The sequence below is a fragment of the Bradyrhizobium sp. B120 genome, assembly GCF_049075665.1.
GTDB lineage: Bacteria > Pseudomonadota > Alphaproteobacteria > Rhizobiales > Xanthobacteraceae > Bradyrhizobium.
On sequence record NZ_CP185242.1, the window covers coordinates 950164 to 969521 of the forward strand.

18 protein-coding genes are annotated in these 19358 nt (G+C 65.3%); 10 read left to right on the top strand and 8 right to left on the bottom strand.

Translation table 11 applies throughout. The features are described 5' to 3' along the window. Positions 1-2 precede the first annotated feature (2 nt). The 5 genes from cysW (at position 3) to ACOIX3_RS04475 (ending at position 4779) form a co-directional block, all read left to right on the top strand. Positions 3-965 carry a sulfate ABC transporter permease subunit CysW gene (gene cysW / locus ACOIX3_RS04455; protein ID WP_420968565.1) on the top strand — a complete coding sequence of 321 codons (963 nt, stop codon included), beginning with the start codon at positions 3-5 and terminating at the stop codon, positions 963-965. Beyond that, on the top strand, positions 955-2004 hold the full coding sequence (locus ACOIX3_RS04460) for a sulfate/molybdate ABC transporter ATP-binding protein (RefSeq protein WP_420968567.1): 1050 nt from the start codon (positions 955-957) through the stop codon (positions 2002-2004). The genes cysW and ACOIX3_RS04460 overlap by 11 nt, the downstream gene beginning before the upstream one ends. A 206-nt stretch (positions 2005-2210) precedes the next feature. Beyond that, complete coding sequence (locus tag ACOIX3_RS04465; RefSeq protein WP_076860877.1) at positions 2211-2708, top strand: CAP domain-containing protein; 498 nt, start codon at positions 2211-2213, stop codon at positions 2706-2708. Between the two features lie 106 nt (positions 2709-2814). Beyond that, positions 2815-3984 (top strand): DUF3734 domain-containing protein, encoded by a 1170-nt coding sequence (locus ACOIX3_RS04470; protein ID WP_420968568.1) that lies wholly within the window; start codon positions 2815-2817, stop codon positions 3982-3984. Between the two features lie 12 nt (positions 3985-3996). Then, positions 3997-4779, top strand: a complete 783-nt coding sequence (locus ACOIX3_RS04475) for a 3-hydroxybutyrate dehydrogenase (protein ID WP_420968569.1) — start codon at positions 3997-3999, stop codon at positions 4777-4779. A gap of 361 nt (positions 4780-5140) precedes the next feature. On the opposite strand, the gene ACOIX3_RS04480 is transcribed toward ACOIX3_RS04475, so the two are convergent. The 3 genes from ACOIX3_RS04480 to ACOIX3_RS04490 form a co-directional block, all read right to left on the bottom strand. Further along, positions 5141-5425 (bottom strand): hypothetical protein, encoded by a 285-nt coding sequence (locus ACOIX3_RS04480; protein WP_420968571.1) that lies wholly within the window; start codon positions 5423-5425, stop codon positions 5141-5143. 33 nt (positions 5426-5458) lie between these two features. Beyond that, a complete protein-coding gene (locus ACOIX3_RS04485; RefSeq protein WP_420968573.1) occupies positions 5459-6850 on the bottom strand; it encodes an oligosaccharide flippase family protein in 1392 nt (463 codons plus the stop codon). A gap of 150 nt (positions 6851-7000) precedes the next feature. Next, positions 7001-7837: a protein-disulfide reductase DsbD domain-containing protein gene (locus tag ACOIX3_RS04490; protein ID WP_420968574.1), complete on the bottom strand. Its 837-nt coding sequence runs from the start codon at positions 7835-7837 to the stop codon at positions 7001-7003. 136 nt (positions 7838-7973) lie between these two features. Here ACOIX3_RS04490 and ACOIX3_RS04495 point away from each other — a divergent pair, with 136 nt between their 5' ends. Beyond that, positions 7974-8633, top strand: coding sequence for a YqgE/AlgH family protein (locus ACOIX3_RS04495; RefSeq protein WP_176528924.1), 660 nt, complete (start codon positions 7974-7976; stop codon positions 8631-8633). 874 nt (positions 8634-9507) lie between these two features. Here ACOIX3_RS04495 and ACOIX3_RS04500 read toward each other — a convergent pair. Together ACOIX3_RS04500 and ACOIX3_RS04505 are read right to left on the bottom strand one after the other, a co-directional pair. Next, positions 9508-10395 (bottom strand): TauD/TfdA dioxygenase family protein, encoded by an 888-nt coding sequence (locus tag ACOIX3_RS04500; protein WP_420968576.1) that lies wholly within the window; start codon positions 10393-10395, stop codon positions 9508-9510. Between the two features lie 101 nt (positions 10396-10496). After that, positions 10497-11276, bottom strand: coding sequence for an SDR family NAD(P)-dependent oxidoreductase (locus ACOIX3_RS04505; RefSeq protein ID WP_420968577.1), 780 nt, complete (start codon positions 11274-11276; stop codon positions 10497-10499). 180 nt (positions 11277-11456) lie between these two features. Here ACOIX3_RS04505 and ACOIX3_RS04510 point away from each other — a divergent pair, with 180 nt between their 5' ends. Together ACOIX3_RS04510 and ACOIX3_RS04515 are read left to right on the top strand one after the other, a co-directional pair. Beyond that, a complete protein-coding gene (locus ACOIX3_RS04510) occupies positions 11457-12191 on the top strand; it encodes an SDR family NAD(P)-dependent oxidoreductase (RefSeq protein ID WP_420968579.1) in 735 nt (244 codons plus the stop codon). 60 nt (positions 12192-12251) lie between these two features. Further along, positions 12252-12641 carry a CsbD family protein gene (locus tag ACOIX3_RS04515; RefSeq protein ID WP_420968580.1) on the top strand — a complete coding sequence of 130 codons (390 nt, stop codon included), beginning with the start codon at positions 12252-12254 and terminating at the stop codon, positions 12639-12641. A 157-nt stretch (positions 12642-12798) separates the two neighbouring features. On the opposite strand, the gene ACOIX3_RS04520 is transcribed toward ACOIX3_RS04515, so the two are convergent. From ACOIX3_RS04520 to ACOIX3_RS04530, 3 genes are all read right to left on the bottom strand, one after another. After that, positions 12799-14544, bottom strand: a complete 1746-nt coding sequence (locus ACOIX3_RS04520) for an SGNH family hydrolase (RefSeq protein ID WP_420971971.1) — start codon at positions 14542-14544, stop codon at positions 12799-12801. Positions 14545-14852: 308 nt separating this feature from the next. Next, positions 14853-16232, bottom strand: a complete 1380-nt coding sequence (locus ACOIX3_RS04525) for a lytic murein transglycosylase (RefSeq protein ID WP_420968582.1) — start codon at positions 16230-16232, stop codon at positions 14853-14855. A 134-nt stretch (positions 16233-16366) separates the two neighbouring features. Then, on the bottom strand, positions 16367-16786 hold the full coding sequence (locus tag ACOIX3_RS04530) for a MerR family transcriptional regulator (protein ID WP_420968583.1): 420 nt from the start codon (positions 16784-16786) through the stop codon (positions 16367-16369). A gap of 88 nt (positions 16787-16874) precedes the next feature. Here ACOIX3_RS04530 and ACOIX3_RS04535 point away from each other — a divergent pair, with 88 nt between their 5' ends. Both ACOIX3_RS04535 and galU read left to right on the top strand, forming a co-directional pair. Next, complete coding sequence (locus tag ACOIX3_RS04535) at positions 16875-18176, top strand: NADH:flavin oxidoreductase/NADH oxidase family protein (protein WP_420968585.1); 1302 nt, start codon at positions 16875-16877, stop codon at positions 18174-18176. 149 nt (positions 18177-18325) lie between these two features. Continuing rightward, positions 18326-19201, top strand: a complete 876-nt coding sequence (gene galU, locus ACOIX3_RS04540) for a UTP--glucose-1-phosphate uridylyltransferase GalU (protein ID WP_092118845.1) — start codon at positions 18326-18328, stop codon at positions 19199-19201. The last annotated feature ends 157 nt before the right edge of the window (positions 19202-19358 follow it).

The following is a 19358-nucleotide window of genomic DNA, read 5'->3' on the forward strand; positions in this document are numbered from 1 at the left end:
AGATGTCGATGCAGACGGGATTGGCGACCTCGACCACGCAACTGCGGACCTACGCACCCGCGACCGATGTCAGCGTTGCGGCCCCGGCGCCGCGGCTCGAGATCGCGCGCGCCGAGCCGGTCGCGGCGCGGCGCAACCCGCGCACCGAGCCGGGTCCGATCCGCCTCATTATCATCGCGCTGGCGATCGCCTTCCTCAGCATCTTCGTCGTGCTGCCGCTGGTCGTCGTGTTTGCGTCGGCCTTCTCGAAAGGCATCGTCGCCTATTTCGCGGCGCTGGCCGAGCCCGAGGCGCTCGCTGCGATCAAGCTGACGCTGCTGATCGCCGCGATCTCGGTCACGCTCAACCTCGTGTTCGGCGTGGTCGCGGCCTGGGCGATCTCGAAATTCGAATTCACCGGCAAGACCTTCCTGATCACGCTGATCGACTTGCCATTCTCGGTCTCGCCCGTGATCTCGGGTCTGGTCTTCGTGCTGCTGTTCGGCGCGCAGGGCTATTTCGGAACATGGCTGCAGGCGCACGACGTCCACATCCTGTTCGCGGTGCCCGGCATCGCGCTGGCGACGATCTTCGTCACCTTCCCCTTCGTGGCGCGCGCGCTGATCCCGCTAATGCAGGAGCAGGGCACCCAGGAAGAGGAGGCGGCGATCTCGCTCGGCGCCTCCGGCCTGCAGACCTTCTTCCGCGTCACGCTGCCGAACATCAAATGGGGCCTGCTCTACGGCGTCTTGCTCTGCAACGCGCGCGCGATGGGCGAGTTCGGCGCGGTGTCCGTGGTCTCCGGCCATATCCGCGGCGAGACCAACACGATGCCGCTCCTGGTCGAGATTCTCTACAACGAATATCAGTTCGTCGCCTCGTTCGCGATCGCGTCGCTGCTGGCGATGCTGGCGCTGATCACGCTGGTGGCGAAAACCGTTCTCGAGCGGCGGCTCGACGAGGCTGAGGTGCCCGATGGCGATTGAAGTCAAGAATATCGTAAAGAAGTTCGGTAGCTTTGCCGCGCTCGACAATGTCGATCTCAAGGTCGCCGACGGCGAGCTGCTGGCGTTGCTCGGCCCGTCCGGCTCCGGCAAGACCACGCTGCTGCGGATCATCGCAGGGCTGGATTGGCCTGACTCCGGCGAGGTCGCGATCGACGGCGAGAATGCGCTGTCGCGCGGCGCCAGCGAGCGTCAGGTCGGCTTCGTGTTCCAGCACTACGCGCTGTTCCGCCACATGACGGTGTTCGAGAACGTCGCGTTCGGCCTGCGCGTGCAGCCGCGCGCGATCCGCAAGGACGAGGCGACGATCCGCGCCCGCGTCAAGAACCTGCTCGATCTGGTGCAGCTCGACTGGCTCGCCAACCGCTATCCGAGCCAGTTGTCCGGCGGTCAGCGTCAACGCATTGCGCTGGCCCGCGCGCTTGCGATCGAGCCGCGGATCCTGCTGCTCGACGAGCCGTTCGGCGCGCTCGATGCCAAGGTGCGCAAGGAGCTCAGGCAATGGCTGCGCTCGCTGCACAACGAGATCCACGTCACCTCGATCTTCGTTACCCACGACCAGGAGGAGGCGCTCGAAGTCGCCAACCGCGTGGTGGTGATGGACAAGGGCAAGATCGAGCAGATCGGCTCGCCCGGCGAGGTCTATGACAACCCGGCGACCGCCTTCGTGCACGGCTTCATCGGCGAATCCATCGTGCTGCCGGTCGATGTGGCCGGCGATGCCGTCCGGCTCGACGGTCGTCCCCTGAACATTCCGGCCCTGGGCGCGGCGTCCGGCGCGGCCAAGCTGTTCGTCCGCCGCCACGACATGGCGGTCGGCCCGGCGGGAACCGGGGCGCTGGAAGGCGCCATCCGGCATGTCCGCTCGTTCGGTCCGATCCAGCGCGCCGAGGTGGCCCTCGCGGGGAGCGAGGGCAGGACCGTGATCGAGATCGACGCCCCCCGCGACCGCGAGCTGCAGGCCGGCGAAATCGTCTCGCTGCAGCCCCGCCGCTACCGGATCTTTGCCGCCCAGGATTAGGGCCGTAGCCCGGATGAAGCGCAGCGAAATCCGGGGGCGTTCCGCGGATGGGCTGCCCCGGATTACGCTCCGCTCCATCCGGGCTACGCGGCCGCGCGGCGTCCCCGGAGATCGGTGGCTATTGATGGCCAAAAGTTAGCCCCTGTTCACCATTCAGCCACGGTTGGTATGCAACAACGGCGGGCCAACCTTGGGGGTTTTCAGTAGTGAAACGGACGACGGTCGCCCTGTTCGGGCTTCTGGTGCTTGCCGGCTGCGGCACAGACACCAAAATCCCGGAAGAACCGGCCATGTATCTCAATATGGCGCAGCCCGGTGCCGTGCTGGACAGCCAGGCCGCCGCGATCATGTTTTCGCAGTACCGCCAGAACAATGGCCTCGGCACCGTGGTGGTGGACCCGGACCTGACCAGGCTCGCCGAGCAGCAGTCGCAGGCGATGGCCGCCCGCAACAAGATGGACCATGACGTGAAGGCCCCGCTCGGCAAGCGGCTGGAGGCCGGCGGCTACCCGGCGACGGTTGCGGTCGAGAACATCTCGGCCGGCTATCACACGCTCGCGGAGGCATTTTCGGGCTGGCGCGATTCACCGCCGCACAAGGCCAACATGCTCAAAAGCGGTGTCACAAAAATGGGCATCGCGGCCGTTTATGCTCCGAATACCAAATACAAGGTGTTCTGGACGCTCATTTTGGCGGCAACCTGATCTCGATAAATTCCGCGTGATCTCCCCTCCATATCTCGTTGATTGACGCGGCTGCGAACAGCCGCCACGGTGCGCCCTCAAGTCATTTCGAACCGAACGGTTACGAATGGATACTTCGGATTCCGCGCCCGGCTCGACGCCGGCGCAAGGGCAGCGTGTGCTGGTTCTTCAGGGCGGCGGTGCGCTCGGCTCCTATCAGGCCGGCGCCTTTCAGGCGCTCTGTCATGCAGGCTTCGAGCCGGAATGGATCGCCGGCATCTCGATCGGCGCCATCAATGCCGCGATCATCGCCGGCAACGAGCCGGACAAGCGCGTGCCGCGGCTCAAGGAATTCTGGGAGATGGTATCGGCGCCGGTGCCCTGGAATCCGGTCTCCAAGCATGAGCGCGCCCGCTCGCTGTTCAACGAAACCAGCGCCGCCATCATCGCGACCTTCGGCGTGCCCGGCTTCTTCACGCCGCGGATTCCGCCGGCGCCGCTGTGGCCGCCCGGCACTTCGCAATCGCTGAGCTATTACGACACGGCGCCGCTGAAGAAGACGCTGGAGCGGCTGGTCGACTTCGATCGCATCAACGATCTGAGGACCCGGCTGTCGGTCGGCGCGGTCGGCGTCACCTCGGGCAATTTCCGCTATTTCGACAATTACGAGTTCAAGAAGCTCGGCAAGAAGATCGGCCCCGAGCACATCATGGCCTCGGGCGCGCTGCCGCCGGGCTTTCCCGCCGTCGTGATCGAGGGCGAGCATTACTGGGACGGGGGCATCGCCTCCAACACCCCGCTCGACTTCGTGCTCGATGAGGAGACCAGCCGCGATCTCCTGATCTTCCAGGTCGACCTGTTCAGCGCGCGCGGACCGTTGCCCGAGACGTTGCTGGAAGCCGCCGAGCGCGAAAAGGACATCCGCTATTCCAGCCGGACGCGGATGAACACCGACAAGAACAGGCAGATCCACAACGCCCGCATGGCGGTGCGCGACCTGATCGGCAAGCTGCCCGATTACCTGAAGAACGATCCGTCGGTCGAACTGCTGCGCAAGGCGTCCAAGGAGAACACCGTCACGGTGGTTCACCTGATCTACAAGAGCAAGAACTACGAGACCTCGTCGAAGGACTACGACTTCTCCCATGTCGCGATGGTCGAGCACTGGGGCGCGGGCGTCCGCGACGTGCATTTGTCGATGCGTCACAAAGAATGGCTAGAACGGCCGCAGTCCGGGGAAACCATGGTGACTTACGACCTCACGGGGGATGAACCCACGCCCCCCGCAAGCAAATAGGAGCGAAGAACAATGGGTACGTTGACAGGCAAGACCGCCGTTGTGACCGGCTCGACCAGCGGCATCGGATTGGCTTATGCGCGCGCCTTCGCCGGCGCCAATGTCGTCATCAACGGCATGGGCGTTCCGGCCGACATCGAGAAGGAGCGTTCCGGCATCGAGACCGACTTCAAGGTCAAGGCGGCCTATTCGCCGGCCGACATGACCAAGCCGGCCGAGATCGCCGACATGATCGCGCTCGGTGAGAAGACCTTCGGTTCGGTCGACATCCTCGTCAACAATGCCGGCATCCAGTTCGTGTCGCCGATCGAGGAATTCCCGCCGGAGAAGTGGGAAGCGATCATCGCGATCAATCTGTCGTCGGCGTTCTACGGGATTCGCGCCGCGGTGCCCGGCATGAAGAAGCGCGGCTGGGGCCGCATCATCAACACGGCTTCCGCGCACTCGCTGGTCGCCTCGCCGTTCAAGTCGGCCTATGTCTCGGCCAAGCACGGCATCGCCGGCCTCACCAAGACCGCCGCGCTCGAGCTGGCGCAGTTCAAGATCACCTGCAACTGCATCAGCCCGGGCTATGTCTGGACGCCGCTGGTCGAGCACCAGATTCCGGAGACCATGAAGGCGCGCAACATGACCAAGGAGCAGGTCATCAAGGACGTGCTGCTCGCCGCCCAGCCGACCAAGGAGTTCGTCACCTCCGAGCAGGTCGCAGCGCTGGCGCTGTTCCTGTGCGGCGACGACGCCGCGCAGATCACCGGCGCCAATCTCTCGATCGACGGCGGCTGGACCGCGGAGTAGTTTTCCGGCGGGATTTGCCGCAGGATTTGTCAACTAGAGCAAAGCCGGCCCTGATTGGATCAGGGCCGGCTTTTGCTTTTATGCATCCGACAAACGCGGTCTCACTTATTGTCCACTTCAAACCCTCGGGCCGAGGCATCTTTTCGAAGATCGTCACGGAGAGTGGCGAGGTGGCGCTCCAACGCATCGACGTCGGGGCGATCATACGGATTGAATTTCTCATAGAGCAGGTCGGCCAGCGCCCGCCGGGTCTTGTCGTCGGCCAGTGTCGCAATCTCGGACGAGAGCCGCGGCGATGGGCGAATAGATATCGGCCTTACCGAACACGATATCGGTGTATGGGTGATCGCCTGGCTTACCGTTAGGCATCCGGCTTGCTTTCTCTCGGAGGATTTGGCTTCTCAGCCACCAGCCGCTGCATGCTCTCCACGATGTCGATCTCATCCGCGCTCGAGCCGGCGTCGGGGGTGGCTTCGATGGAAGTTATCACGGCCTCGCTTATCTGCAGCTCATCGTCGGAAGCGACGTGCTGGTGGGCCTGGAATGCGTTTTCGATCGCGGTTGCCAGCGACAGCAATTCTTCCTGCGCCGCCTTCGGCCAGGATTGCACGCGATCAAACAATTCCTTCAGGTCGGCGGCGCTCATGACGGCAAAATATACACCGCATCCGGCGGAAAGCTACGGCTCCGACCGGGCCTTCCCGAACGCCAGCACGTGCAGCCCGAGGCGCGAGCGCACCACGTAGAACAGCAGGATGGTCTCGAAGATCAGCGACAGCGAGGTCGAGGCGGCGGCACCCATGCCGCCATAGCGCGGCACCAGCGCCATGCAGAGCCCGACATTCATGAAGAACGACACCGCGTAGGCGGTGGCGCAGATGCTCTGGTGGCCGAGCATGTTCAACAGCCGTTCCACAGGCCCGATTGCCGAGCGCACCACGAGGCCGATCGCGGCGACGAACATGATGCTGTAGCCGTCGACGAATTTCGGGCCGAACAGCCACAGCAGCGGCTTGCCGAAGGCGAGCAGGGCGATGGTTGCGAGCAACGAGGGCCAGAACGTCCAGCTGATGGCGTGCGCGACATAGGCCGACAGCCGCTCCTTGTCGCCGAGCGCATTGTATTCGGCGAAGCGATGTGCCGTCGTCGCCGACATCGCGTAGTGCACGAACGACACCAGCGCCAGCGTCTTCACCACGGCGAAGTAGATGCCGACCTCCTCGGAGGAGCGGAATTGCTGCAGCATCAGCACATCGGTGTAGCCGAGCAAGAGATAGAAGCTCTCGACCAGCATGATCGGCAGCGAGATCGCGAACCAGCCCCTGACGTCGTAGGTCTTCTCGCCCGGCCCGAGATGGGCTTTGAGGCGGCGGTTCAGCACGATCATCTGGCCGATCGCCGCGATATACACCGCCGCGGCGCTCGCGATCATCGCAGCCGTCGCGCCGAGATTGAGGCCGAGCGCCAGCGCGCCGGCGGTGAGCGCGATGATCAGTCCCTGCCGCACGATGAACTGCGGCATCAGGCCGAGCTGCATCCAGTCATGCGCGCGCGAGATGCCGTCCTGGGTGTTGGCGACCACGAAGGGCGGCAATGTCAGGCAGCCGATATAGAGCGGCACCACCGCATTGGCATCGATCCAGGGCGAGGCGAGGTGGATCACGCCGGCGAGCAGCAGCGCGACCGTGCTGGACGCGGCAAGCACCACCCAGCGGCCGCCGGAGAGGAAGCCGCGCAGCGCGGCGAGGTCGCCGCGCGCGCGATATTCCGGGATGATCTTCTGCGAGGACGGCGCGATGCCGAAATCCATGGTGCTGCCGAGCAGCAGCACCCAGGTCCAGACATAGACATAGATGCCGTAGTCCGAGCCGCTCATCCAGCGCGCCAGCAGGATCTGCGCGAGATAGGCGATGGCGGCGCTGACGACGCGGATGACGAAGATCATACCGGCGAGGCGCTTGGTGACCGACGCCTCCTTGGTGCCGCCGAGCAGGCGCGCAGCGAGGCCGCGCAGGCGTGCGGCCGGACCCGATGGCGCAGGGGTTGCGGGTTGTGCTTCCATCACAGCCAAGGCGGAAAATTCCTAAAGCGCCGCAAGGCGGCAATGGCCCCCGATCTATCAACGAAACGTTAAGATTGGGTTGGGTGACGGATGTTCCCATCTTGCGTCATCTCGGCCTAGTGCGCGATTGCGCACGGGAGCCGGGACGACGCTGCGCCGTCAGTTCAAATTGATATTGAATTCGTAGCTTTTGTCGCCGCCGACCAGCGTCAGCTTCAGCGCTGCGCCGTCCGCTTTGGCACCCGGCGGCAAGCCGTCGAGCTCGAACGAGAAGCGCTTCACGCCCGGCGGCGCGTGCTCGACGAGCTTGGGGACGGGCAGCGCCCAGTCGGGCGTCGGTCCCTCGACGAACAGGCTGAGGTCCTTGGACTCGGGCGCCGCGACATCGACCAGCACGTTGTTGCCGTCGCGCTTGACGTCGCGGATCGTGAACGGGGTGGGGTCGCCGATATTGGCGGGCTTCGGCACCGCGTTGAGCGCTTCGGACAGCGCGGCGTCTTCGGTCGAGGCGACGCTGGCGAACGCAAGCTCGGCCTTCGCTTCCACCGGGACGCACAGCTTCTCGCACACCGCGTAGTTGATGTCGGCGCGCAGCACCAGCGGCTTGTCGGGATTCTTTGCGACGATGCGCAGCGGCAGCACCACCTGGTGCTTGTAGCCGAGCGAGGTACCTCCGGCGCCGTCGTCGAACTGGCGCGGCGCCGGCCACATCACCGTGACCGCATCGACATTGTCCGATTTGGAGAAATCGAACCGCGGCGGCACACCGGAATCGCCCGGCGTGCGCCAGTAGGTTTTCCAGCCGTCCTGCAACTGGATAGCGATGCCGCCGAGCAGCACCGCGCCGCTGCGCGATCCCGCCAGCAGCCTGACCGCCGAATGCGTGTCCTGCTGCCACGGCGAGGCGTCGTCGGCGCGGGCCTCCGTCGCCACGGATGCGACGGAAAACAAGGCGGCGACGGCAAATGCGGCACGCATGGGAACTGTGACGATCATGAGACGTCTTTACCTGCAACTTTCGTTGCAAACCATTGAATTGCTTGTGATGCATCGCCGCACTGCGGCCGAAGGTTGATTGACAGAACCGCGACCCAATATCAGGATGCCAAATCAGCAGGAAAGGCCTTTGCGGATGCGCCCTGAAGGCAAAACAGGCAAGACTCGCAAGACCGCCGCCGGAAGAAGCCCGGCCGTCGGTCCCCATGCCACCGAAGATGGCTATCTCGATGGCCAGATGCTGATCGCGATGCCTGTCATGAACGACCCGCGCTTCGAACGCTCCGTGATCTACATGTGCGCGCATTCCTCCGAGGGGGCGATGGGGATCATCGTCAACCGCCCGGCCGGCAGCATCGATTTCCCGGGGCTACTGGTGCAGCTCGACATCATCGAGAAGTCGGACCAGATCACGCTGCCCGAAAATGCCGAGATGATGAAGGTGATGAAGGGCGGCCCGGTCGACACCGGGCGCGGCTTCGTGCTGCATTCCAGCGACTTCTACATCCAGGATGCGACGCTGAACATCGACGACGGCATCTCGCTCACCGCGACCGTGGACATCCTCAAGGCGATCGCCAAGGGCTCAGGCCCCAAGCACGCGATCCTCGCGCTGGGTTACGCCGGCTGGGCGCCGGGCCAGCTCGAGAACGAGATCCAGCACAATGGCTGGCTGCATTGCGACGCCGATCCGGAGCTGATCTTCGGCACCGATGTCGACGAAAAATACGCGCGCGCCCTGCGCAAGATCGGCATCGAGGCCGGCATGCTGTCGAACGACGCCGGGCACGCGTAGCGCCACACCCACGGTGTCGTCCCTGCGAAAGCAGGGACCCATAACCACAACACGTTGTGGCGACGCCGCGCTGGGGCCACAGCCTTCGCCATCACATGCATTCGTGGTTATGGGTCCCGGGTCGCGCTTCGCTTGCCCGGGACGACGGCCGTGGGATTGGCTGCGACCACGCCTCCATCTCGGTGTCGTCCCTGCGAAAGCAGGGACCCATAACCACAGGACGTTGTTGCGACGCCGCGCTGGGGCCGCAGCGTCGCGCAACACGACGCCCTGTGGTTATGGGTCCCGGGTCGCGCTTCGCTTGCCCGGGACGACGGCAGTGATTTTGGCTACGACCGCGCCTCCATCTCGGTGTCGTCCCTGCGAAAGCAGGGACCCACAACCACAGGGCGTCGTGGCGACGCCGCGCTGGGCCGCAGCGTCGCGCAACACGACACCCTGTGGTTATGGGTCCCGGGTCGCGCTTCGCTTGCCCGGGACGACAGCCGTGGGTTTGGCTGCGACCGCGCCTCCATCTCGGTGTCGTCCCTGCGAAAGCAGGGACCCATAACCCCAACATGCAGTTATGACACCGCGCTGGGGCCACAGCGTCGCGCCACAACGACGCCCTGTGGTTATGGGGCCCGGGTCGCGCTTCGCTTGCCCGGGACGACGGCGGTGGGTTTGGCTACGACCGCGCCTCCATCTCGGTGTCGTCCCTGCGAAAGCAGGGACCCATAACCTCAGGACGTTGTTGCGACGCCGCGCTGGGGCCGCAGCGTCGCGCAACACGACGCCCTGTGGTTATGGGTCCCGGGTCGCGCTTCGCTTGCCCGGGACGACAGCCGTGGGTTTGGCTACGCCAGCGGTGGGTTGGCTACGATGGCGGCGCCCGCTACTCCGCCGCCTCCTGCGCCACCGTCGGCTGGGTGCCGGCTACGGTGGCGCGGCGCATGTCGCGGGGCTGCGACTGGTCGTAGCGGCGCACGCGGTGCACGGTCTGGCGGTTGTCCCACATCACGAGATCATGCACCGTCCATTTGTGCACATAGACGAATTCCGGCTGCGTGGCGTGCTCGGTGAGATCGCGCAGCAGCAGCCGCGCCTCGGGCATGCTCATGCCCCTGACGGCGCCGGCATGCGAGGACAGATACAGCGATCTGCGGCCGTGCACCGGGTGGGTGCGCACCAAGCGCTGCAGCACCGGCTTGAACATCTCCTTCTCCTCGTCGGTATAGTCGAGGAAGCCGAGCGAGCCGCGCGAATACATCAGCGAGTGCTCGCAGATCATGTCGTCGATCTCGGCCTTGGTCTCGTCGTCGAGTGCGTCATAGGCGGCGCGCATGTCGGCGAACTCGGTGTTGCCGCCCTTCGGGTTGACGATGCGCGCCGACAGCAGCGAGAATTTCGCGGGGATCGGCCGGAACGAGCTGTCGGAATGCCACAGGCAGTTGCCGAGATTGAACAGGTGGGTGCGGTGATCCTTCGGCAGCGGCTTGCCGTCCTTGCCGAGATTGGAGACATCGTTGAGCCCGGAGGAGAGGCGATAGTCTTCCTTCTTGGTCACCGTGCCGCCGCGCGCGTTCTCGCGCTCGCCGAAGTTCAGCGCGAACGCCATCTGCTGCTCGTCTGATATGTCCTGGCCGTGGAAGATGAGCACGGCGTATATGTCCATGCCGGCCTCGATGTCGACGGCTTCCTGCTTCGTCAGCGGCTTGCGCAGATCGACGCCCGAGACCTCGCCGACGAAATGCTTGTGAAGCTGCCGGATCAGGACCGTCATTGGCGCATCTCCCCGTATCCCGCGGGCGGTTGTCCCGCTTCGTTTGACGAGAAGGCTACTCCCGGCGCGCGCCCTGTCAACGCTTCGCGACCAGACGCGGGTCAGGCATTCCGCGCCATCAATCCGCCGTCGACGGGAATCACCGCGCCGGTCAGGAACGATGCGGCGGGCAGGCACAGGCTCAGCGTCATGTGCGCGACCTCTTCCGGATCGCCGTAGCGCGCAAGTGCGGTGCGGCGCTTGGCGTAGATCGTCTTGTGCTCCTCGGAGATGCGGTCGGTGATGGCGGTGCGGATCGGGCCCGGGCAGATGCAGTTCACCGTGATGCCTTCGCGTCCCAGTTCCACGGCGAGCGAGCGGGTCAGGCTGGTGACGCCGCCCTTGGCCGCGGAGTAGGGGCTGTGCAGGCCTGTTGCACCCAGAGCTTCCGTGGAGGCGATGTTGACGATGCGCGGCGATCGCGACTTGCGCAGATACGGCAGTGCGGCGCGGATGATGCGCGGATGCGCCGTCAGCATCACCGCGATGCCCTTGGCCCAGGCGTCTTCGTAACCGGGATCGTCGATCGCCACGCGCACCGAGATGCCGGCATTGTTGACGATGATGTCGAGCCCGCCGAAATGCGCGGCGACATCGTTGACGACCCTGGTGATGGCGTCGCGATCGCTGACGTCGAGCGTCCAGGGCTTTGCCGAGCCGCCGCTTGCTGCGATTTCCTTCGCTACCGCTTGCGTGCCTTCTTCGGTCAGATCAGTGACCGCGACATTGGCGCCTTCATCGGCGAACACGCGGGCCGTGGCGCGGCCCATGCCGCTGGCGGCACCGGTGACGAGAACGGTGAGGCCCTTCACCGAGCGGCTGAGCTGTTTGAATTCGGACACGACGGACCTCCCAATTGCTTTTTTGCGTTGTGAGACATGCAACGCTGGCACCGATCGGCAGAGAGGTCAAACCAGCGATCCCTCATCGCCGGGCGCGCAGCGCGTTAACGCAAGTTTCTCCGTTGGCTTTTCGAAAAGGATCATGCTCAATCAAGAAAACAGCAACAACGGAGGAACGCGATGAACGAACTCGATTTCGGCGGCAAGCAGATACTGGTGGTCGGCGGCTCCAGCGGCATCGGCAACGGCATCGCGCAGGCGTTCCGCGCCAAGGGCGCGCGCGTTGCCGTGTACGGCACCCGCGCGCAGGCGAGCGACTATTCCGTAGAAGAAGGCTCGCATCTCGATGGCCTTGACTATGCGCAGCTCGACGTCAGCAATTCGCAGGCGATCGAAAGCCTCACGCCGTCGTTCGATCGGCTCGACGTGCTGGTGCTGGCGCAAGGTGCGGTGATTTACCGCCGCGGGGAATTCCAGATGGAAGGTTTCCGCAAGGTGATGGAAGTCAATCTGATGAGCCTGATGGCCTGCGCCACCAAATTCCACGCGATGCTGAGCGCAGCTAAGGGATCGCTGATCATCGTGAGCTCGACCGCAGCCTATCATTCCACCATGGGCAATCCGGCCTACAACGCCTCGAAGACCGGCGCGGTCGGTCTGACCCGCACGCTCGGCGAGGCCTGGGCGGAGAACGGCATCCGCGTCAACGGCATCGCGCCGGGCCTTGTCGACACCAAGATGACCAAGGCGACGACGGCGAATCCAAAGCGGCTCGAAGGCGCCCTCGAGCGCATTCCGCTGAAGCGTCTCGGCACGCCCGCCGACATGGCCGGCGCCGCGCTGTTCCTGGCCTCGCCGCTCGCGTCCTACGTCGTCGGCCAGACCATCATCGTCGATGGCGGGCTGATCCTTTAGCTCCAGGAACTTGCGCGAGGTTCGGCGGTTGGCTCCCTGACAGTTCAGGGAGCACTTGTGATGGACAAAGATCGGATTTTCGGAACGGCGAAGGAATTCGCGGGCAAGGCCGAAGGCGCCGTCGGCGATGCGACCGGCGATGCGCAGACCCAGGCGTCGGGCCGCGCGCGCGAAGCCGCAGGCGCGGTGCAGGATCTCTATGGGCAGGCCAAAGACGCCGCGCGCGACGCCGCCGACACCGCGGTCAACTACGCCAAGGATACGTTCAAGGACGCCTATGAGAACCGCGGCGAGACCATCCGCGGCGGGCAGAAGGCGATGGCGCAAACGGTGCGGGACAATCCGCTCGGATCGCTCCTGATCGCCGGCGGCATCGGCTTTGCGCTGGCGCTGTTGATGACGCGCCCGCCGCGCCGCCCGTTGTCGTCACGCTGGCGCTACTACGGTTGAGCTGCACGACAAAATCGTAGGGCGGGTTAGCGTTAGCGTAACCCGCCATTCTCTCCGCACACACGACTCATCGCGTACACGACATCGGCGGGTTACGGCTTCGCCTAACCCGCCCTACGATTTTGCCATGATCTGAACGCGCGCGCGTCGCGCGCGCCTACTGCCAGGGATTCCCCGGCACCGCGGCACGTTGTCCGACGTTGCGCGGCGGACGCGGCGGCGGGGCGACCAGCGGGCGCTGCTGCTGCGGCGCGCCGAATCCGAAGATGTCACGCAGCCACGGCTGCGTCTGTGGCTGCTGTTGCGGCTGGGCCTGGGCCGGACGGAACACGCGCCTCGGCGGCTTCGGCGCGGTGATGATCGAGCCGTCGGGCGCGATCGCCGTGGTCGAAGGCGGCGGATTGGCAGGGCCACCCGCTGGTGCGGCCGGCGTGGTCGCAGCAACCGGCACGTCGCCCTTGGCCTGCTCGCGCCCCATCTCGCGGCGCGGCCAGGCGAAATCATCGGCGCGGCCGGCCGGCGGCGCCAAGGCCTCGCCTTTCACTAGCGTGCGTGCGGCGAGCGCATCGACGGCGGCGGGCCGCGAGCCCGGTCCGCCGAGCAATTGATCGGTGCCGACCGTGGAGGCGACCAGCGGCAGCACGGGTCCAGCCAGCGGTCGCGGCGCGGGCTTGCCCGGCTCGGTGCTGGTCTCGGGCGTTGCCGGTTCGCTCGGCAGCGCGATCGGGCCGGTGCGCACCGCGAGCAGGCGGGTCACCTCGCGCTCGACATAGTGCGCGAGCTTGCGCGCGCCGGCCTTGGTGAAGAACACGCCGTCATCGGAGCGCAGCTTGCGCGGCTGGCCTTCGAAGTCCGGGCCCTTCGGCATGAAGCGGCCGGCCTCGTCGACAAAGCCGTCCCAGACGTCGACATAGGTGATGCCGGCCTTGCCGGCGCCGTCGCGATAGAGCGCGTCGAGGAACAGCATGTCCGACGTGCCCTTCTGGCCGCGGATCGCGGGCAGGCCGACCCACAGCACCGGCACACCCTTGCTCTTCAGCACGTTGATCAGCTCCTCGATCTTCTTGCCGTAGAGCTCGACCCAGCGGTCGTCGCGGAAGTCATAGAGGCCATTGGGCGAGCGCGCGGTCTTTTCCGGCGCGGCCTGCGAGTCGGTGTCGGCGTCGTCGGCCGGCAGCTCGGCATCGGCCGGCTTGCTGTCGGCCTTGGCGTCAGCCTTGCCATCAGTCTTGCCGTCGGTCTTGGCGGCGGCATCGGGCTTGTCACCGGGCTTTGCGTCCGGTTTGGCGCGCGCGTCCTTTTTCTCGTCCTTCTTGTCGACCTTCTTCTCCACGACCGGTTCGCGGATCGAGGTGCGGTCGTTGAGGCCGAGCATCACAACGATGGCGTCGGGGTTCTCGGTGGCGAGAATGCCCTTGGCGGCCGCAGCCCAGTCCGCCGGATCGCCCTTGGGCTGATAGCGGATCAGGCCGGAGACCGTCTTGTGCTTGCGGATCACGCCCATGTCGGGCTGGTCGGAATAGGCATCTTCCAGGCCGTAGGCGAGCCAGTCGGCCATGGCGTCGCCGATCACAAGCACGTTGCGCTCGGCCGCGGCTTCGCGCTTGGCCGGCGGTGGAGCGCGCGAGAAATCCTCGCGTGGCCGCTGCGGCTGTGATGATTGCGGCTGCTGCTGGAATGGCGCGAAGAAATCGCCCCCGAACCAGCCGCCACCGCCACCGCCACCGTGCTGCGGCGGAGCGCGGCGCTGCGGTTGCGGCGGTCCACCACCGAAGCCGGGGAAGCCGAAGAACTGCGCCGAAGCGGGCTCGGCAATGCCGATCAACAGCGCAAGCGCCACCGTCAGCGCGACCAGCGGACCGGCTTCGGTGAGTAGGCGCAGGAAGGATTTCGGCTTCGCCATCGAGTTCGTCGCAATGATCAGGAAGTACGTGAGCATATTAGCGGAATCGGGCCGCAAGCGGGCAGCTTTTCCACCATAAATCGGGTGCCTCCGGCCGCCGTCAAGTCGCCGGGCAAATATCGGATTTCACGGTTAGTTTTGGGGGGAGGGGCAAGTACCTCGTCCGGGTTCGCTTCGCGCCCCGGAATGACATCGTTGAGCTGTAGCCCGGATGGAGCGAAGCGTAATCCGGGATCAGACGAGCCGCATGGTGAGAACCCCGGATTTCGCTGCGCTTCATCCGGGCTACGGCAGCCTGTGACCTCGGCCTACCGCCCCCGCAGCCGCTCCAGCACCTCGGCGGTGGCAAAGCCGTCGGCGGGCGCCCCGATCGAGACCTGGAAGCCGCGCAGCGCCTCGCGGGTCTGGCCGCCGAACTGGCCATCGGGCGTGCCCTTGTAGAAGCCGCGCTGGGCCAGCAGCTGCTGCAGTTCCAGCCGTTCGGCGCGTGACAGCACCCGTTCCTGGCGCGGCCAGGGCTGCACGAAGGGCTGGCCGCCGCGCAGGCGGTCGGCGAAATGCCCGATGGCGAGCGCATAGGCCTCGGCCGGGTTGTACTTCATGATCACCCGGAAATTCTGCAGCATCAGGAAGCCCGGACCTTCGGCACCGGCGGGCGCCAGCAGATAGGCCTTGTCGGATGGCCGCGGGAACGACTGGCCGCCCGGCCGCTTGACGCCGAGTTGCTCCCATTGCGACAGCGGCATCGCCTTGGCACGGTCGGCCAGCATGTAGTTCAGGCCCTGTGGCAGCACCACCTCGTAGCCCCAGCTCGCGCCGGTCTGCCAGCCGTCCTTCTTCAGATTGTTGGCGGTCGAGGCGATCAGGTCGTTCGGATCGTCGACGACGTCGCGGCGGCCGTCGCCATCGCCGTCGACGGCGTAGCGCTTGAACGCGGTCGGCATGAACTGGGTCGGGCCGAAGGCGCCGGCCCAGGAGCCGCGCATCTGTTCGGGCTTGAGATCGCCGCGGTTGAGAATTTCCAGCGCCGACAGGAACTCGTCCTTGAAATAGGCCTGGCGGCGGCCGATGCAGGCGAGCGTCGCGGTCGACTGCACCACGCTGCGATCGCCCATCTGGGTCGAGTAGTTCGACTCGATGCCCCAGATCGCCGCGATGATGTAGCGATCGACGCCATAGGCCTTCTCGGTCGCGTCGAACTGCGGCTTGTATTTGGCGAGGATCTCGCGGCCCTTCGCGAGCCTGGTATCGCTGACGAGAATGTCGAGATAGTCCCAGATCGCCTTGGTGAATTCCGGCTGCGAATCCAAGAGATCCATGATGCGCAGGTCGGGCTGCAGGCCCGCGGTGAAGCGCTCGAAGTTCTGCTGGGTGATGTTGCGCCGCGCGGCATCCGGCCACATCGCTGCGACGCAGTTCGGGAAGTCGGATGCGGCCTGGCGGATCGCGGCGGCCGTCATCAGCGGGTGTCCGGAGGCGCCGTCTTCGCCACTCCAGGGCGGCGCTGCGCCGTCCTGTCCGGTTGCGGCCTGCGGCGGCGTTGCGGCGTTCGGGGAGAAGATGCTGTCGATCAGATTGGTCAGGCCGTTGCCGGCCGATTGCGCTTGCGTCGTGCCCGGCAGCAGCAGGGCCAGCGCGATCAGGCTCGCGCTGCAAAGCCTGGTCCTTGGTTTTCCGGTCGCGCGCATGTGTCGTGTGCCTGTCAAAATCGTGCCGCCTCAGAAGGCCCCGTCACGGTTTCCAATAGCTTAACAAAGGGCGGCATTTGGGGCGTGACGAAATCGCGCGCGACGGTTTGATCGGGACAAATCGTCCGGCGTCGTCAATCCGCCTTCGACTGTTCCCTGAGACCAGCCAGAACAGCTTCGGCATTCTCAAAGCAATCGCCGCCCGGCGGCGTGGCTTCGATCCGGGCGATCACGGCCTCGAGCCCGGCCTGGGTTTCAGCCAATCGGCGCTGCAAGGCTGCGACCTCGACCACCTTGGTCTTGAGCGCGGCCACCAGCTTGTCGCGGCTCCAGTCTCCCTTGCCGTGTGGCGGCAGCAGGTTCCGGATCTCGTCGAGCGAGAACCCGGCCTGCTGGGCCATCACGATGATCTCGAGGACCTGCCTGGTTCCGCGCGAATACTGCCGATAGCCATTCAGGCCGCGATCGATCGACCCGATCAGGCCCTCCCGCTCATAGAAGCGGATGCGCGACGGCGCGAGGCCGGACTCCCGAGCCAGTTCCCCGATCTTCACCGCCGCGCTCCTTGCTGCTTGACCTTAAAGTTCACTTTAAGGTTAGGGTGCGCGCAGATCAACAAGGAACTCGATAAAGGACCTGTTCATGTCGCCGTTCGATTCACTCACTTTGCCCAACGGGACCAGCGTTCCCAACCGTATCGCCAAGGCGGCGATGGAGGAGAACATGGCTGACGCCGGGCATCTCCCGTCGGCCGAACTGCTGCGCCTCTATCAGGCCTGGGCCGACGGTGGCGCCGGCCTCATCATCACCGGCAACGTCATGATCGATCGCCGCGCCATGACCGGTCCGGGTGGCGTCGTGCTGGAGGACGGCACGCCGCTTGAAGCCTTTCGAAACTGGGCGCGGATTGGCCGGGCTAGGGGCGCGCAAATCTGGCTGCAGCTCAGTCATCCTGGGCGGCAGATGATGAAAAACATGGGCCAGCCAACCCTGGCGCCATCGGCGGTGGCGCTCGATCTCGGCAAGCATTCGAACCTGTTTGCGATGCCGAAAGCGATGACCGAGCACGACATCGACGAGGTGATCGCGCGCTTCGTCACGGCCGCGAAACTCGCCGAGCAGGCCGGCTTCTCCGGCGTGCAGATCCATGCGGCGCACGGCTATCTGATCAGCCAGTTCCTGTCGCCCTTGAGCAACCGGCGCACCGACCGCTGGGGCGGCTCGCTGCAAAACAGGGCGCGTCTTTTGATCGAAACCGTCAAGGCCGTCCGCGCCGCGGTGTCGCCGGGCTTCTCGATCGCGGTGAAATTGAACTCGGCCGATTTCCAGCGCGGCGGCTTCGACGCAGCCGATGCGAAGACGGTCGTCGAGATGCTGAACGAACTGCCGGTGGATCTGGTGGAACTGTCGGGCGGCAGCTACGAGGCGCCGGCGATGCAGGGCGATGCACGCGACGGCCGCACGCTGGCGCGCGAGGCCTATTTCCTCGACTTCGCGCGCGATATCGCCGGAGTCGCCAGCATGCCGGTGATGGTCACCGGCGGCATTCGCCGCATCGGCGTCGTTCAGCAAGTGCTCGACAGCGGTATCGCCATCGCGGGTATCGCCACCGCGCTTGCCGTCAGGCCGGATTTGCCGAATGCGTGGCGCAGGGCTGAGGATCTGCGGCCAGAAGTCGCGCCCATCCGCTGGAAGAGCAAGCCGCTGGCCTCGCTTGCCGCCATGGCCGTCGTGAAATTCCAGCTGCGGCGGTTGAGCCGGGGTCGCACGGCCAATCCGAACGTTTCGCCGCTGAAGGCGTTGGTTCTCGCCCAATTGCGCACGGCCTCGCTCACCCGCAAATATCGCCGCTGGATCGCGTCATCTGCCAACGCGACGGCTGCATCTCGCGGCGCGTCGGTTTTGCCACGCGCGAACGCGCGGGCCGTCGGGATGCCTCGGTAGACGGCCATTCAGTTCGGAAACACTTGGGTGGACAAGGCGGATTGGTGCGCATCACACATCCGCCTTTGTTCTCGGCTGCAAAACGGGTACCAAGGAGCGATTAGATTTCGCGCCGCCGTCCCACCCGTCTCAAGGCTTCCGATAATCCCATGAAGATCCGCAAAGCCGTGTTTCCCGTCGCCGGTCTCGGCACCCGCGTGCTGCCCGCCACCAAGGCGATGCCGAAGGAGATGTTGACGATCGTCGACAAGCCCTTGATCCAGTACGTGGTCGATGAGGCCCGCGAAGCCGGCATCGAGCACTTCGTGTTCGTCACCGGCCGCAACAAGGGCGTCATCGAGGATCACTTCGACCGTATGTTCGAGCTCGACACCACGCTCGCGCAGCGCGGCAAGAAGACCGAGCAGGACATCCTGGCGCAGAACCAGCCTGAAGCCGGCGCGATGAGCTTCACCCGGCAGCAATCACCGCTCGGGCTCGGCCACGCGGTGTGGTGCGCGCGCGACATCGTCGGCAACGAGCCGTTCGCGGTGGTGCTGCCGGACGAACTGGTGCTGAACACGCCGGGCTGCCTGAAGCAGATGATCGATGCCGCCAACAAGCTCGGTGACAAGTCGAACGTGATCGCGGTCGAGGCGGTGCCCGACGAGCTCACCCATCAATACGGCATCTGCGGCGTCGGAAAACGCACCGGCAACATCTTCGAGGTGGACGGCATGGTCGAGAAGCCGCCAAAGGGCACCGCGCCGTCGAACCTGTCGATCACCGGCCGCTACATCCTGCAGCCGGAGATCTTCAACATCCTGGCCACCCAGGAGCGCGGCGCCGGCGGCGAGATCCAGCTCACCGACGCGATGATCGGCCTCGCCAAGACGCAGAAGTTCTACGGCGTCGAGTTCGAGGGCGAGCGCCATGATTGCGGCTCCAAGCCCGGCTTCCTCCGCGCCAACATCGCCTTCGGCCTCAAGCGCCCCGAGCTGCGCGACGGCCTGATCGCCGAGATGAAGAAGTATCTGGAGAAGTAGGGGCGCTGCCTCATCTCGTCATTCGCGAGAATGCGGACGTATGATTCACAGACCGCGCCACATATTCGATGTCGTCCCTGCGAAAGCAGGGACCCATACTCCGCAGCAGGCGTAGTGAATGGGACTCGTCGTTCCAGAACTGATCAACAATGAACGT

Bases quoted from the DNA above. Each gene is read 5' to 3' on its own strand.
- ACOIX3_RS04525 (WP_420968582.1), bottom strand. From the start codon at position 16,232: ATGCGCGCGACCGGAAAACCAAGGACCAGGCTTTGCAGCGCGAGCCTG.
- ACOIX3_RS04495 (WP_176528924.1), top strand. From the start codon at position 7,974: ATGCGCCCTGAAGGCAAAACAGGCAAGACTCGCAAGACCGCCGCCGGA.
- cysW (WP_420968565.1), top strand. From the start codon at position 3: ATGTCGATGCAGACGGGATTGGCGACCTCGACCACGCAACTGCGGACC.
- ACOIX3_RS04510 (WP_420968579.1), top strand. From the start codon at position 11,457: ATGAACGAACTCGATTTCGGCGGCAAGCAGATACTGGTGGTCGGCGGC.
- ACOIX3_RS04480 (WP_420968571.1), bottom strand. From the start codon at position 5,425: ATGAGCGCCGCCGACCTGAAGGAATTGTTTGATCGCGTGCAATCCTGG.
- ACOIX3_RS04535 (WP_420968585.1), top strand. From the start codon at position 16,875: ATGTCGCCGTTCGATTCACTCACTTTGCCCAACGGGACCAGCGTTCCC.
- ACOIX3_RS04460 (WP_420968567.1), top strand. From the start codon at position 955: ATGGCGATTGAAGTCAAGAATATCGTAAAGAAGTTCGGTAGCTTTGCC.
- ACOIX3_RS04520 (WP_420971971.1), bottom strand. From the start codon at position 14,544: ATGGCGAAGCCGAAATCCTTCCTGCGCCTACTCACCGAAGCCGGTCCG.
- ACOIX3_RS04470 (WP_420968568.1), top strand. From the start codon at position 2,815: ATGGATACTTCGGATTCCGCGCCCGGCTCGACGCCGGCGCAAGGGCAG.
- ACOIX3_RS04515 (WP_420968580.1), top strand. From the start codon at position 12,252: ATGGACAAAGATCGGATTTTCGGAACGGCGAAGGAATTCGCGGGCAAG.
- ACOIX3_RS04490 (WP_420968574.1), bottom strand. From the start codon at position 7,837: ATGATCGTCACAGTTCCCATGCGTGCCGCATTTGCCGTCGCCGCCTTG.
- ACOIX3_RS04475 (WP_420968569.1), top strand. From the start codon at position 3,997: ATGGGTACGTTGACAGGCAAGACCGCCGTTGTGACCGGCTCGACCAGC.
- ACOIX3_RS04500 (WP_420968576.1), bottom strand. From the start codon at position 10,395: ATGACGGTCCTGATCCGGCAGCTTCACAAGCATTTCGTCGGCGAGGTC.
- galU (WP_092118845.1), top strand. From the start codon at position 18,326: ATGAAGATCCGCAAAGCCGTGTTTCCCGTCGCCGGTCTCGGCACCCGC.